We start from the raw sequence: 15263 nt of genomic DNA, 5'->3' as shown, positions 1-15263 counted from the left end.
CACGGACACCAAGAAGATACTCAGGAACTTCACGGCGAATCCGCGCGGCCATCGAGCATCGTTCTGCCGTACAGTACTGACCGTCCAATTTGCGTAGTTCTGGCGGAAATCGTCAATGCGCGAGCGCATTTCCGACCGGGGCGAATGAGACACCCACCGGCAGAAGAGGTTCCGGCATTCGGGGCAAATCCCCTAATTCACCTGGATGAATAGCCCATCCGGTTGACAATGCAACGTTGCGCCAGAAAACTCGACGCCGAGCCCGGACCGGTCACCGCGCCGCAAGCGCTTGCGGCGGCGGTGGCACATCCGCGCCGAACCGGGCCAGTTGCCACCCCTATTGCGCCGACATTGAGGAATACATGAACGTTCGCCGGCTTCTCGTCACCGCCAGCGTCGCAGGACTGACGACCATCGCAGCCCAGACCGTCGCCCTCGCCGACGTCCCCACCGGTTCCTCCGGCACCGGTTCCTCCGCCATCGACACCGGCTCCGCTGCCACCGGCTCGGCGGGCCTGTCCCAGACCGGTTCGGCCGGCGGACCCGTCTACGAGAACTGCGACCAGGCCCGCGCGGCCGGCGTGGCGCCGCTGTTCCGCGGCCAGCCCGGCTACAGCCCGCACCTGGACCCGGACGGCACCGGAATGGCTTGCCCCACCGTCTGACAACTCTCGGGCTCTCAGGGACACGCCCCTGAAACCCCAAAAGCCAATGCGGCCCGGTCCTTTCGGACCGGGCCGCATGGCATTGGGGACCCAGCGATACGAATATGGCCCGGTCCTGTTGGACCGGGCCATATTCGGGTTCGGGATTCAGGGGTGACCCCTGAGTGTCCGAGAGCCGGCGCTGCTCAGCGGCGGAAGATCTTGACCACGACGAGGGTCGCGACCAGGGCGCCGGCGCCGATGAGGCTGTATTTGATCTTGGGCTCGTTCAGCTTCGCCAGGACCGACCGCTTGGCATTGTCGGCCAGCCGCTGGGGATCGGCGCGGACCGCGAGTTCATCGAGGGTGCTCGCGAGCCGGTTGCGTGCTGCCTCGATCTCCCGCTCGATCGCCTCGGTATCTCTCGCCACGTCACACTCCTGTCTGGAAACCGCGCTGGAAGGCGGCATTGTCGTCTCGGGGCCGTTCGCGCGACACAGGCGCATGCGAGCCGACCTGTTCAGGAGTGTATCGCCAACACCGGCTCGAGCCCGTCGACTAGCGTGGCGGCATGACCGAGAATCACCGACTCAGTCCCGGCGACACCGCGCCCGCCTTCACCCTGCCCGACGCCGACGGCAAGGACGTCTCGCTGTCGGACTACCGCGGGCGCAAGGTGATCGTCTACTTCTACCCGGCCGCCAGCACGCCCGGCTGCACCAAGCAGGCCTGCGATTTCCGCGACAACCTGGCCGATCTCGAAGGCGCCGGCCTCGAGGTCGTCGGCATCTCCCCCGACAAGCCGGCCAAGCTCGCCAAGTTCCGCGACACCGAGCAGCTCACCTTCCCGCTGCTGTCCGACCCGGACAAGGAGGTGCTGTCCGCCTACGGCGCGTTCGGCGAGAAGATGATGTACGGCAAGAAGGTCACCGGCGTTATCCGGTCCACCTTCCTGGTCGACGAGAACGGGAAGATCGAGGTCGCGCAGTACAACGTGAAGGCTGCACACACAACAACCAAGATCAAGCGGTACATCGAGGTTGCTCAAGCGTCCCAGTCATCCAGCAAGTAATCCCTGTTCAGAAGCATGGAGCCAGGCAAAGCGCACATCAAAAGTGATGTGCGTCATGCTTTACAACCTCCACGCTGGGAGAGAGTGAGCGGAGAGAAGTGCCGGGCGTACCCCGTACCGCAAGGCACAGGAGCACCCCTCACGCCGGTCGGTCGGTCGCTTCGGTCGTTTGGTTTGCACGCCCGCCGGGGATTACTCGGCAGGCCGGGACTGGGTTACTGCACAGAGCCCGGACGTTGGACACAGAGCACGGGTAACCCGGTTGCCGTCCAACGATCCACCCGGCAACAACGCCAGGGCACTCCGAGTCCGCCTTTACATGCGGCTCTGTGTCATCGGAAAAGGTGCAGTGGCCCCTCTGACGGGCGACGGCACCGCTAGTGAAGCGGCCCAACCGTGGAGTTACGACGGTCGCAGCGCAGCAAGCGGGGAAGATGGCTGAATAGCCGAATGCGGTAGGCTGCGCCTACGGCGTCGGTCTGCTGTTCCCAGATCCTCGCCCAGGCCCCCGGCGGTGTTGGTAGCACTTCCGGGGGCTGACTTGTCTTCGGGGACTGTAACACACGGGTGACGACCTACCGGCGCTTGTACACCTTGGCCTGCCGCTTCTGTTCAACTCGGTACGCCTGCAGCGCTGCAGGAACATCCGTGACGTTGAACGTGAGGTGCGGCTGAGTCTTGACCAGCATCTGAACATCTTCCAACGTCACTCCTCCGCCCTGCGCCGGCTGAAGGCTGGAACCTGCGAAGTCCCGAAGTTGCTTCGGAGAGTTGAAGATCGGTTCAGGCGTACTCGACATGTTCACGGCCAAACCGCCCGGAGGCAGCCAGCCGCCCGTGTCGTACACAGCGGCGGACTTCAGGTTCTTCACCCAGTCCGGGACCTCTCGCTTCGAGTTGTACCCGAGCTGTCCCGCGAACGCGTTGGCACCGAACGTGCCGATGTTCTGCAACGCTTGAGAGACCGACGTACCGGCTTCGGTGTCATCCGAGTTCACAAGCGCTACAGCCTGATCGGCAACGTCCCACCAGCGAGAGCCCGAGATCTTGTCCGGAAGCTGAGTCTTGAACGCATCGAATGCAGCACCCGCGGTGCTGGATGCCCACGTGGTGAAGATGTCCTTGACCGTCTTCGCCGACGACTTCGAAGAGTCGTTGTTCTCCAGCTTCGAAATCGCTTCCTGAAGCGCGATATCCGAGACCTGCTTGTCAGCGTCGGTAGATGCCGGGTTGTCGTACACCTCGTTGCGGGACTTGTTCGCTTGCTCCACCGCTTGCAGAAGCGACGCATACGACTTCTCGTTGTCGGAGTACTTCTTGGACAACGCGGGGGCTTGGGGAGCGACCCGAGACCCGCCCAGGGACTGCCCGGCTTTGTCTTTCTCTTCTTGCTTCTTGACCACGGCGTCTTGAGCATCAGCGACGTCTAGATCCGCTTTGCGCTTGTCGGAGGCGGAGGCATCCGACTTGGCGTACGTCTCATCCCGACGCTTCTTTGCCTCGTCGACAGCGATCGTGAGCCGTTCCAGCTCACGCTCATTGGCGTCGGTCCATGTCGAGATCGTCCCACCAGTCGTCAACGAGCCGATACCCGCAACCAACGAGTTCGGAAGATGGAACTTGTACGGGAACTGTGAATCACCCGCACCCGCGCGGCCTGCGCCGATGCCCGAAGTGCCGTACTGCCCGCCGGACTCCACGTTGAGGCCCGCAATCGTGCCGGCCATGTGTTCTTCGGACACACCGACCTGGAACCAAGTCCCGGACGGTCCGAGACCGGACACCAAACCTGCTGTGGCACCACCGATCAGCGACGTCGTGGTGTAGATACGCTTTGCGACCTTGCCGAGACCCATCGCAACCTGCTGAAGGAAGCCGATGAACCCGGAACAGTCGAAGTTGTTGAGACCAACACCGGACCAGAAATACTTGTGGCCTTCGGCTTCTTGGGCAGCCTTGACCGCATCCGAGATACCGGCCGGCATGGCAGCGCCACCCTCAGCGAACCTGAGCCCGCCGGACAACGCACGGGCGCGGAGGTTGTACATCGCGCCTTGCCCACCGACCGCGTCAACCTCACGCGCGGTCCACACATGCTCACCATGCGAGAGAAGCGCTGGAATCGAGTCAGAGGTACCGGTGCCCGCACCGTTGATAGATCCACCGGTAGCGCGGTGCGCCGGAGGAAACACCATAGGTGCACGCCACTCGCCGGAAGCCGTAGCTTCGGCGTACGTGATGGTGACGGTTTTATCCGGGATCTTCAGAGAAACAAGGTTCTGAAGCTTGGTGAGGACTTCATCAAGCTTCGGTGCCGTGAGCTTCACCTCACCCGGCTTGGCGTTGATCTCGTCGAGTTTTACGCCAGCCTCATCCAGCGCCTTCTTGACCTCTTCGGACTTCGTCCACTCCAGCGGGATCTCAGTAACGCCTGAATTCGCTTTGAGAAGATCCTGGATGACCGCGAGACGTTGTGTCGTCTCGTCAGCGCCCTTCAGGTTCGCTGTGATCTCAATATCTCGTTGAACGAGTCCCTGAGCATCCGCAATCTTCTTGATGCCATCGGCACCGAGACCGGTAGCCGTTCCGAGTTCTTCGTACTTGGTAGCGAGATCCGCGAATACCGGTCCCAGATCTCCACCTGCATTCGCGACCTTCAGAACCTTGTCGCGAAGAGTGTCCAACTGGGTTTGGAGCCGATCACCGTTCTCGGTCTTCGTGGACAGCTTGCCGTTCTCAAGAAGACCTTCGCCGAAGCCCTTGGTTTGGTCCCAGGTTTCCTTAGTCGCCTCCGTCGTCTCACGGAGCGTCCGGTTGTAGTCCTGCATAGCCTTGTCAAGCTGCACTGGCCTACCGGCGATCACGTCCAGGGTGTCCTTCATAGCGTTCAGACGATCGTCCGCAGTAGACGATTCATCCGCCAACACCTTGATGGCCGAAGACAGCGTGCCGAATCCCGGAGTCGAGTTCTTCGCCTCGTTGGTGGCCTTCTGAATCTCGTCCCGGGTCTTCTTGATAGCGTCCAGAGCAGTACGGCCAGAGTCGCCGGTCTTTTCGAGACCAGCCACGAGGGCTTCATACTTAGGACCACCCGAAGCGATGACCGACCCAAGGTCGGACATCTCTAGCTTGGTATCGCCAAGGACCTTGTTCAGCGCTTCTTGCTGTTCGATCGCAGTCTTACGGCTGGAGAAGTCTTTGAGGAACGCGCTGGAGATCGGGTCAGAGGTTCCCTGCCCGAAGTGCATGAAGCCACGGATCTTCTCGTTCCAGCTACTAGCCTTGTCCAGCATCTGATCCCACGGACCAAGCGCTTCAGCGTTGGCACCGGTAATCGGCTTCAGATTCGCATCCGTGAGGGCTTGAGCCGCTTGCTTAGCCTGGGTACTCAGAGCGCCGTTCGAAGCGTCCAGCGCCGCACGGAAGTCCGATTGCGCCTTGGCCCCTTGAAGTACCGCAGTCTTCAGCTCATCCTGAACGCGCTTGGCACGCTCGGTCACCGACTGGTACGACATCAACCCGACAGCAGCACCCGCCATGGCGATACCCCATGGACCGCCCATCATGCTCATGAGACCGGAACCGGCACGTTGCAGACCGCCGAAGGCGGTTACAGCCGTAGCTTGTGCACGAGCAGTGACCGTGAGAGCGCCGGCCGCGACATTCCGCATACCAGCGACCAGCAACCCAGAGGTAGCCGCCGCGGCTCGTTGAGCGTTCGCCAGACCCATAAGCGCCGACGTCTGCGCCCTGGTGGCGATAGTCGCCGAAACCGAAGCCGCAGCACCCGCGATACGTTGCCGGATAGTTTGAGCCGCCGCGGGAACCTCACCACCGATCGCAGCGAGATAAGCCCGCTGCACCGCAGTGTGTTCAGCCAGAGCGGCAGTCTGAGCCCGCGTAGCCAAAAGCGTTGCAGGCGTGAAGATGCCGGTAATACCGCGGCCGATATTGCCCCACGTAGTAGCGAGCTCAGAGAGACCGCGCAGGGCAACAAAACCGATCATGGCTGTAGCAGCCACACCCGCGTGATCCGCGAGGTACTTCATACCGTTGCCCATGAGCCTGAGCGCTTGCGCTGCAACGGTTCCCGTGTCACCCGCCAGAGAAACCAGCGAGGTGGTGACGCTACCTAGAGCCTTGCCAAGCTTGGACACGGCTCCGTCGAAGCCGCCGGCCTGGTCAGAGATCTTCTTGAGTCCCGCTCCGGCCTTGTCGCCTTCGGTCCGCATGTCCGAGAACAAAGACTTGATCTTCGAGGTATCGAACGTCTTCAGGGCATCCCAGACACGGATGACACCTTCACGGATCTTCAGCAATCCACGGACAGCGCCGGAGTCCTCCGAGAGACCGAAAGTCATCGCGGAGCCCTTGAACTTGCCGTCCTTGATCAGGGACCAAACGCCTTGTATGCCATCGAAGGCTTGTCGGGCTTTGATGCCGAACTTCTCGTAGTTCGACGCTGCACCAGTGACGGACTGGCCATGCGTACGGAACGCATTGCCCATATCGCCCAGGCCCTCACGGACACCGACAGCCAGCCGCTTAACGACCGGGGTAGCTTTATCAGCCCAGCTGGTCATGTGCGCTAGACCCGTCTTCATCAGGTCCAGGAACGGCTCCATAGCGCCAGCGCCTAGCCGGCCCATAGCGGCCCGGAGGTTTGCCCTGGCACCTGTGAGGGTCTTACCCATGTTGTCAGAGGCGGTACCGACAGTTTGGGTTAGAACTTCCTGGAAGGTCTTAGCGTCGACCTTGCCATCCGAAACCATCTTCGAGAGGGCTGCAGCAGAGACACCGTAGTGTTCCGCGAGCTTCTGGAAGATCGGGATACCACGATCACCGAGCATGTTCAGGTCATCGGTGTAAGCTTTACCCGCAGTCTGAACCTTGTTGATGATGTGTCCCATTTCTTCGAGGGACGCACCTGACAACGCGGCGGTGTTAGCCGTCAGCTTCAGATACTTTGTTAGTTCTTCACCCGGCTTGATACCCGCTGCTACAGCCGAAGCCGCGATAGTAGCGGCATCACCTAGCCCGTAGGCAGTACCCTTCACCGCCGCTAGCGCGGAATCCATGATTCCGGCGACGGCTTCAGAGCTATTACCGAGACCTTCTAGCTTGGCCTTGGCATCATCGATAGCGGTAAGACGCTGGAAACCCGCAGACAAAGCGGTTCCGAGAGCCGCACCCGCGGCGAGTCCAACACCAGCAGCAGCAGTCTTGACCGTGGTTCCGATACCCGCGGCGAGACGAGATCCGATACCGTGGCCGGACCGCTCTGCGATCGGCTCGATACCTTTGAGTGACTTCTCTACCTGTCCAGGGATCTTGCTGGATTCGATCGATAGAGAGACGTAAGCGTGGCCAAGCTCCACTGACATTACTTCACGTCCTTCCGCAGGTACTCGGAAGCGCCGGTAATCACGGCTCCCTCCAATGCAGCCACCATCGCTTGCACAGAGACGGCCTCTTGATCCATTTGCTTCATGACGGCCGGCCACGTGAATGCCGCGAAGTAAACCAACGCGGCGGTGATCACAACCGGATCGGATTCACGGTTGATCAGGCTGAAGATTTTTTCTATGTCCCCGTTGGCGTCCATCAAGTTCAGCCAAAGATTCTGGGTTAGTTGCTTCTGAGTCATCCGCCACCTACTTGCGGAAGCGGCGACGGGCCTCCGCCAAGCCCGCAGCGATACCCGAACGAGTCTCGGTATCGTCCTGAGTATCGGTGTCGTCTCGGGTCAGCCATCCCCGGCGGATTAGTTCGCGCTGGCCTAGTTGTCGCGCGGTTAGCTCTTGATCAGTCATAGTGTTATCGCTTTAGTCTTCTTTAGCTTGATTGGGTTCACGTCCGGATACAAGAAACGGGCCGGAATTCGGCCCGGTATCGTAATCGCTTCATCTGCGGTCAGGCGTATTCGGTAAACATTCACAACCACCGGGTACCGCATGGTCAGAGCCAGCCATCGATTCGAGATTGCACAGCAGGATGCACCGCGCCGGATACGATCTCGGCACGGACCGCATCGTCGCCTAGTCGGGCCAGTCGAGAAACTTCGGCATTGATCCAATTGCTCCGGTCCTGAGCCTGTGCGGCTAGCTCCGAAGCTGTCGGGACCCAAAGATCTACCCCCGCGTCCCGTACAGCCCACAGCAGGAATTCGGCACCCCCGGTCGGCCACGGCGCGGGATATGGCACGAATTCCTCAATGAGCGAATTAAACGGTGGCTGTGCCGACCACGTAGGCCAGATGTCATCGATATTCTTGATCCGGGACGTATTCGCCCGGGGATCATCGGTATTACGGGACTGAGTCGAGACGAACATCTCCGGGTCCACGCTACGGACGATGTCCTGAGCCTCTAGAAGCTGTTCATACTTCTCCGCTGCATCTACGAATACGCTCCACGCATCCGCCACGCCGTTCTGGATCGCTTCGGTTGGCGAATCGATGCCTTCGAGTCGAGTAGCTGCATCGGATAGCGGTGCGAGTACCTCGCTCAGCTTCGCATTCAGGAACGAGAGGATATCGTCTACGGAGTCAATAATCTCTTCTTCGAGTTCGGTGTCCGCGCTGTCGATCAGAACGCCTAGCTGCTGAATCTTGTATTCGGTACCAGCTTCGATGAGTGCTTGCCGGGTAAGTGATTCGAGCCAATCCTTATCGATCTGTCCGGCCGCGAAGAACCGGTCTGCCGAGTCTTCCCCGACCTGGGTTCGATCGTTCTTGATATTATTGATCATCGCTTCCGCTTGATTGCGGACAGATATTACCCGCGTGATTCCGGGAAACGATTCGAGCGCTTCAGAGACAAGCGCGTTTCGGGACAGCTTGTTGTATCGGTAGGTGATCTTACGTCCGCTACCAGGGGTGTTGTTCATTTAGTATTTCTCCTTAGTAGCCCGACAGTCGATCGAGCAAAGCAACGGTCTCTTCAGTCAGGAGACCGGTAGTGAAGTAGTGTGCCGATGCGATAGCTTCGGCGGAGCTGACTGTTGTCAGCGAGTATTCGTATTCAGTCATCGGTGCGAACCTTCTTGAATCGTCGGGTGAACAGATAGAACGCCTGCTCTTTGTCTCGGACCGGTCCACCGTTGGCTACCGTGGCATCCCGGTACGGTTGCTTCGAATCCCACCAGTACTCGAAAAGCTCTCGTTGCTGAGCTGGAGTCGGGTTCTTGTATTTCTTCGATAGCTCGAAGTAATCCATTCGTTGATCCTTGTTTGTCATAGATTCCAGCCCGAAGGCCGTTAAGTGAGCCAACTCTGTTGGCGTTTGACCTACCCCGCGTTGAGGCGGAGAGTTATTAACCGACTTCGCTGACGTATGTCAGCCCCTGTCGTCGGGAGAGCTACATGAGCCCTAGTTCTTTTGTAAGCTTGCGTGCTTCTCGGCACGAAGACTGATACCGCCGATTAGCGGACTTCTGGCAAGCCCGGCAATGGCCGGATCTATATCTATCCTGAGGCCCCCTGATCGGGTGGCCATTGGTGCACATACCCATAGGGCATCTTCTTTCGTAGATACCGTTAGCAACGGTGGCCAAATAAAAAGGCAGCTCACGTGGTACGTGGCCGCCTAGGCGAGACCCGGGCACGACTAGGGATGCCCGGAAGCTGAAGCGCTCATGATTGGCAACGAGCGCTGAGCCACCAGTGGACCAGACCGGTGGTTATGAGGGAGATGGGAGCCGATCGGGTAGCGGTCGAACGCCAACGGAGTTGGCTCCGCCGGACGATCTTCGATCGCTCGGTACGTCTCTACCTGAACCCCCTCATATGTATATAGGTGTCACGGGGTTCTACCTGCGAAGTTACATGTAACGTGTGGTCTGAAGTGCAGGTTTACCGAGGGTGTAACACATACTTTTTGTTACACCGCACCGATTAAGTGATGGAATTCACAGAAAGCATTTCAGTGACCAGGGGTCTCGAGGAGTTCGTGTACTTACCCCTCTATATGTATATGCCTGTCACAACCCCCCGGATTTTGTCCAAGATCCCTAGATTGTGACCTAAATCTCTGGATTATTTTCTACAACCAGGGTTTTCGGTGATCTCACCGAAAAACTTCGGTCGCTCCCTCATATGTATGTACGTGTTACAACCCCCACGATTCCGTTACGCCTAGCTGGATTGTGAGGCAAGTCATTGGATTATTTTCTACGACCCGGATCTTTCACGGGTCCACGAAGGACTTCGGTCGTTCCTCCCTCATTAGTATATGGGTGTCACGACCCCCCTGATTCTGTCCACAAAGACAGGATTGTGTCGTAAGTCATGCAAGAAGCCCGGTCGCTACTGGTCAAATCTGACCAGTAGGTAGGGTGGGGCCAATACCCCGCATCCCCCCTCTACGGCGATATTCGCCTCTCAAGCACTCAACATGGGGAGGGGATACCCGAGTGTGCCCCGAGGGTAAAAAGTGGCTCAGAATCGCGAATAGAGCCCGATACGGGCCTCGACAGTGGGGTACGCCGGACGTACCCCATCACTGACAGGATCAGCAAATGGCATACGTCACCGGGCTATGTTGAACATAGGGCATGCATCGGCACTACCGATGTATGGTCTGCAGCCAACAACCAGGTCAGACGAACATCGCGATTCGCGATGTTTCTCGTGAACTGGGGTTTTCCGGAGGTCGGGCACCCACTCTCATCAACGAGGCCGGCCTGTACCGGTTGATCATGCGCTCGAACGTCCCGGGTGCTGTGAGCCAGGCTCATATCAGGTCCGGAGGGCTCATTACTGATGACCTCAGGATGACCAGCGGTTTCTATCCACCAGCATGTTTTGCCTGGTCAGCAAAACACGGTGAATCGCAGTGTTTCCCGTGACCTGGGAACATTCGATAGTGTCGAAGGTTTACGCGACTATCATTACTAATGATAGTCGGACAGGCACGTTTCCCCAGGTCAGAAGGGGTGAGCGATTCGCTCCCCCCTTGAGCAAGAACGCGCGATGCAGTCAGCCCAGAACCAGAATATCGACCTGACCAGCCATTTTGGGGGATCCCCCAAAAAGTCCTCCGGCGGTCGACCAGCGGAGGACTTTGAGCTGTCTCGCTTCGCTGCATATCTCGTGGCCATGAACGGGGACCCGAACAAGCCTGAAGTTGCAGACACGAAGAACCCCCGACCCTCTCCTACGGTCGGGGGTTCCCCGGGGGTTTGAAGACACGGCACGGTTGCCTATAGCCGGATCTTCCGCGAAGTGCTGTCAGCGTCTATCGACCACCCCCTCTCCGCGCTACCCGAGCTTCGGAGTGGTCTGTGTTCCCGGTGGGTTCCAGCGCTTCGTCCAACTCGCAGCGAGGGACTCGGGTGCGCCAGTGATAGCACCTAGCAGGTTCCACGGTCTGAAGGTCAGCGAAAGCTGTTACCCGCCGCGGGTTCCCACCGACGTGTGCCAGCGTGGGAGTGATGACCACCGCTGAGTCGATCCGGCGGAGAAGCCGGTACAGCATCCCGATACGGTCCGAGTCCGAGTTGTCCACTACCAGAACCGAAGACACCCGGAGACCGAGTTGTTGCGCTCTCTGCCGGGCGTAGAACTCCGCCCAGTCCAGATCCGCTTTCGTGGTCAGCAACGGCCGGAATATGTAGATCACAGCCCGGTCCGGCTGAGCCGAGGCACGGGCCACCTCGATTGCCTCCCGGAGTGATTCAGGCACGTCATCCGTCACGGGTTCCCCCTCGACTCGCCGGGTTGGTACGGCACCCAGAACCGGGCCTCTCGCACCGGTTCTGGACGCCTGGATCGACGCTACGAACCGCACCCGCGGTCCGGCTACGAGTGTGCCAATACTTGCCAAAATCCGGCGGTCCCGCTGCGGGCATCGGGCCATGTCAGCCACCATGGATGTGTTCTGCAAGAACTGGCATACCGATCGACAAAGGACACAGCATGCGGTTGCATCTACTCGGCAAAGGTGGGTCCGGCAAGGACGATTGCCCGTCGTTGTACGCGACGGACGAAGGAACGTACGTAGTGGTGGGCTGGAAGACCGATCAGGCTGACACGGTCGAGATTCCGCACCTGCTGACCGGTTTCGCGGAGCCCCGGAACTTCATCGGTGCCACGCTCAACGACACAGGCCGCGGGACGTTCCGAGTCTCCGGCCGGCCGATCACCGACCCGGACACTCTGGACCAGATGACCATGGAAGATTACGAGACCTGCATCGAGGTGACCCGATCAGAGAGGACGTATTTCGGTGGAGTTCCGGCAGACTCGTGACCTACTGCGGGAGTGCCAACACGAAGCGTTCCGGCTGGAGGTCCGTGACTTTTACGGGGTCCCGGGTGAATCCGAACCGCTGCAACGATTCTTGAACGATGAACCGTTCGACCTGCGGGAATGGTTCCGGGACTGGTCACAACTTGTCAGTGAATTGACAGGGCGTGGTGTGACCGTGCGGCGTGTACGCGTGGTGACCGAACCGCATACCGACTACCACCGATGGCTGTTGACGCTCGCCGAGCTCAACACCGAAGCCGGAGAACTGATCCGGTACTTGAACAGGCACACCGCCGGGGTAGTCCCGCCGGATGACTTCTGGTTGTTCGATGACGAACGAGTCGGGTTCACTCTGGCCGACCAAGAAGGCCGTGCGGTCGGTGGTGTTGCGGTCACCACCGATCCACGGATCGTTGCGTACTGCCGTGAGGTGCGAGAGCGGCTGTGGCCGTTGGCGACACCGTATGCCGAGTACGTTCAGTGACCAATTCTGTTGAGGAAGCAAGGCAGGCTCTCGGTCAGAGGCTCAGGGAAGTGCGTAGACGCGCTGGGCTATCCGGTCGGGAGCTTGCCCGCCTCGAAGGCTGGCACGAATCGAAGGTGTCCAAGTACGAGTTCGGGAAGCTGCACGCGTCGGACTCGGTGATCCGTGCGTACTGCAAACACTCCGGTGCCGAAGATCAGCTGGAAGACCTTCTAGCCACGCTGCACGCGGTCGATTCCGCGTACGTCGAGTGGAAGCGTCTACTCGGCTCCAGCCTGAAGACCGGGCAACAACGGCTCCAGCGAATCGAGGCTGAAGCCCGGGTTATCCGGAACTATCAACCGGTGATTGTGACCGGGTTGCTTCAGACTCCCGAGTACGCCGAAGCGATGCTTCGGTGGGTCGGTGAGTTCTACCAACTACCCGGCGACATTGATCAGGCGGTAGCCGCTCGGATGATGCGGCAGCAAGTGCTGTACAAGCGGGATAAGCGATTCCACTTCTTGATCGGAGAGCAAGCGCTGTACACCACGGTCGGCGATGACCAAGTGATGATCGGTCAGCTGGACCGGCTTCTGACGGCCGGCCGCCTCCCCCGAGTGACGTTCGGAATCATCCCGATGACCGCTGAAGCACGGGTGTTGTTCAACAACTTCGTGGTCTACGACAACCGGTTAGCCGCGGAAGAAGGCTCTACCGCGAAGCTGACGATCACCCAACCGCGAGAGCTCGCGCTGTACCTGCGAGCGTTCGATACGCTCGCTCACCAGGCAGTGACCGGAGACGAAGCCCGGCGATTGATACGCCTAGCACTCGAATCAAGGGCTGGATAACCTCCGGCCCCTTCCCTACCCCCACCCCCCCGGGGTGTGAGCGTGACTGTGGCCCGAATAGCCTGAGTCTGGGCCGGAGGGCCAGGGGAGGGGTATATCCCCTGGGTTCACCGATTCGATAACCGAGACTGGATCTCTTCAATGATCCGCTTGGGTCTTCTGGAACCCGGACATACACGATTGGATTCCAGTCATGCGATCTATTTCGGATCGCACCTCTACTAATTCCTGAACCATGGTCTTATCCACCTTGGCAGTCTACCCGCGTAGCCTGCCCTGGATCGAACCTGAGCGGTGCGGTAGCCCGCTCGGAGCGTGCACCTCCGGTGAACGCGTTGAGACGGACGAAGGCCGCCTGGGCATACCTGGGACATGCCCTAGACGGTCCTAACGTAATCACTCATGTAAGTGAGGGAGAGAGCGGAGCGAACGACCGAACGCTCATTCGGTCCTCAGACCGGTTGATGATAAGGCTTATCATGAAAGAGCCGAAGCAAACGGCTCTGGAATGATGATGATCATCATGTCTAATCATTACGGCACACTCGTCGGTGTGCCTTGGATAACAATGAATGATGATCATGACCGGGCAGAACAAACTGACCGGGAATGATGATACTTATGTCTATGGTTAAACATGATCAGTAGACCGAAGTCGAAGATACGAAGGTCTACGCTCTGAATGGCTTCGACCTTCTTAGGCGGGCCTCAGCCCGCTTACTCATCCATCATGGGCCGTGATCGGCCCTTCATCATCCATGAAGGAAGCGGCGGACTCCCAAGAAGGGAGCCGCTTCCCTGATCATTATCACCCAGTCATTGGAAAAGAGATTAATAATCAAGGTGGGGGTGGTGGGTGGTGAGGAACGAACCACACACATATAGGGGGACACCACCACCACCACCAGTCACCACCTGGGGAAACACACCCCGGGGTGGTGAGGGCCTACGCGGCTTCCCACACGGTCGAGTCGCCCTCACCGGTTCGAGTGACAAGAGCGGATACAGATCCGCGCGACATCTGGTCTTTCCAAGTCGCCCGAGAACGCTCCGGGAATGCTTCGGCGAGCTTCCCGGCTGCCTGGTTGAGCCCGACACCCTGGCAGTTGGCAACTAGATAAGCCGCCGCTTGTGCATTCCGGTCTAGCGTGGCGGCGGTTCGCTTAGGCGTGGGTTCTGCTGAGTCCTTGGTGTCGGCCTTCACGACCCAGGGGCCGCGCTGCACAACCCGGTAGTCCGGTCCCTGCATCGGTTCAGCCACGATCTCTTGCGGTTGTTCAAGCAGGTTCGACTGGATCACCAGGGCAGTGTTCCCGCCGCGTAGCCCCCGCCGGGCGGTCTGCCGAACCTGAATCCACACACGGGACTTCTGGACCGCCGTAGAAGCGCCCATAGGCGCACCGCCGGCGGTGACGAAGCCCTTCTCCGACTCATGGTGCAGGACGACCACCGGAACACCCCGGTTCGTGAGGCGGGTAAGGCCGTCGAACACGGTTGCCACCACCGCGGCATCGTTTGTGTCACCGGTAGCTCCCATCAGGTTGTCTACCACCACGAAGTTGTGGCCCTCGCTGAGCAGGTGATCGGTCAGCGCCTGCCACTCTTCGGGGCGGGCGGTGCGCCCGATATGGAATACTGGGACATCAATGTCCGTATCATCATCATCCGCAATCGCCCTGTGTATCCGTTCCCCGTACTCTTCGTCGGAGCCCGGGTCGGTCCACAGAATCGCCGGCCTCCACAGCTTCGTTTTATCGGTGGGCCGCATACCCAGAAACTCACGATCGTCGATCAGCAGCGACAGCAGAAGCGAACTGACCAGGTACGACTTACCGACGTTGGATCGGCCGTAGATCATGGTCACCGATGAACAGATCGTGTCAGGGAAAACCCAACGCTCGTTCTGTTTCGATCGCTCGAAGGCTTCACGAGTGGTCGTCCGAGGGAATCGGGCGGCAATATCAATCACAGACGTTCTCTC

The 15263-nt window shown here is 59.5% G+C and carries 11 protein-coding genes; 5 read left to right on the top strand and 6 right to left on the bottom strand.

Features of this window, described 5'->3' with window-relative positions:
* Nucleotides 1-362: 362 nt before the first annotated feature.
* Nucleotides 363-665, top strand: coding sequence for an excalibur calcium-binding domain-containing protein (locus ACFXIV_RS18540; RefSeq protein ID WP_364621204.1), 303 nt, complete (start codon nt 363-365; stop codon nt 663-665).
* A 185-nt stretch (nt 666-850) separates the two neighbouring features.
* Here ACFXIV_RS18540 and ACFXIV_RS18535 read toward each other — a convergent pair whose 3' ends face one another.
* On the bottom strand, nt 851-1075 hold the full coding sequence (locus ACFXIV_RS18535) for a DUF3618 domain-containing protein (RefSeq protein WP_354834192.1): 225 nt from the start codon (nt 1073-1075) through the stop codon (nt 851-853).
* 140 nt (nt 1076-1215) lie between these two features.
* Between ACFXIV_RS18535 and bcp the strand changes: the two genes are divergently transcribed.
* Nucleotides 1216-1716 carry a thioredoxin-dependent thiol peroxidase gene (gene bcp / locus ACFXIV_RS18530; RefSeq protein WP_379400843.1) on the top strand — a complete coding sequence of 167 codons (501 nt, stop codon included), beginning with the start codon at nt 1216-1218 and terminating at the stop codon, nt 1714-1716.
* Nucleotides 1717-2291: 575 nt separating this feature from the next.
* Here bcp and ACFXIV_RS18525 read toward each other — a convergent pair.
* The 4 genes from ACFXIV_RS18525 to ACFXIV_RS18510 all read right to left on the bottom strand — a co-directional run bounded on the left by ACFXIV_RS18525 (nt 2292) and on the right by ACFXIV_RS18510 (nt 8933).
* Nucleotides 2292-7100, bottom strand: coding sequence for a tape measure protein (locus tag ACFXIV_RS18525; protein WP_379400842.1), 4809 nt, complete (start codon nt 7098-7100; stop codon nt 2292-2294).
* On the bottom strand, nt 7100-7363 hold the full coding sequence (locus ACFXIV_RS18520) for a hypothetical protein (protein WP_379400841.1): 264 nt from the start codon (nt 7361-7363) through the stop codon (nt 7100-7102). The genes ACFXIV_RS18525 and ACFXIV_RS18520 overlap by 1 nt, the downstream gene beginning before the upstream one ends.
* A gap of 311 nt (nt 7364-7674) precedes the next feature.
* Nucleotides 7675-8604: a hypothetical protein gene (locus ACFXIV_RS18515; protein ID WP_379400840.1), complete on the bottom strand. Its 930-nt coding sequence runs from the start codon at nt 8602-8604 to the stop codon at nt 7675-7677.
* Between the two features lie 134 nt (nt 8605-8738).
* The gene (locus ACFXIV_RS18510; RefSeq protein ID WP_379400839.1) at nt 8739-8933 is read right to left on the bottom strand and encodes a hypothetical protein; all 195 of its coding nucleotides are present in this window, start codon (nt 8931-8933) and stop codon (nt 8739-8741) included.
* 2699 nt (nt 8934-11632) lie between these two features.
* Here ACFXIV_RS18510 and ACFXIV_RS18505 point away from each other — a divergent pair.
* The 3 genes from ACFXIV_RS18505 to ACFXIV_RS18495 are packed head-to-tail and all read left to right on the top strand — an operon-like array spanning nt 11633 to nt 13282.
* The gene (locus tag ACFXIV_RS18505; RefSeq protein ID WP_379400838.1) at nt 11633-11965 is read left to right on the top strand and encodes a hypothetical protein; all 333 of its coding nucleotides are present in this window, start codon (nt 11633-11635) and stop codon (nt 11963-11965) included.
* Nucleotides 11943-12449 (top strand): DUF6879 family protein, encoded by a 507-nt coding sequence (locus ACFXIV_RS18500; RefSeq protein WP_379400836.1) that lies wholly within the window; start codon nt 11943-11945, stop codon nt 12447-12449. Before ACFXIV_RS18505 ends, ACFXIV_RS18500 begins: the two co-directional genes overlap by 23 nt.
* Entirely contained in the window at nt 12410-13282 is an 873-nt protein-coding gene (locus ACFXIV_RS18495) for a helix-turn-helix domain-containing protein (RefSeq protein WP_379400835.1), read from the top strand. Before ACFXIV_RS18500 ends, ACFXIV_RS18495 begins: the two co-directional genes overlap by 40 nt.
* 946 nt (nt 13283-14228) lie before the next feature.
* Here the strand turns inward: ACFXIV_RS18495 and ACFXIV_RS18490 are convergent.
* Nucleotides 14229-15251 (bottom strand): AAA family ATPase, encoded by a 1023-nt coding sequence (locus ACFXIV_RS18490; RefSeq protein WP_379400834.1) that lies wholly within the window; start codon nt 15249-15251, stop codon nt 14229-14231.
* Nucleotides 15252-15263 lie beyond the last annotated feature (12 nt).

The sequence above is a fragment of the Nocardia sp. NPDC059236 genome, from assembly GCF_042754085.1.
Lineage (GTDB): Bacteria > Actinomycetota > Actinomycetes > Mycobacteriales > Mycobacteriaceae > Nocardia.
Note: the sequence above shows the minus strand (reverse complement) of the source record. Positions and strands in the feature narration are given on the sequence as shown.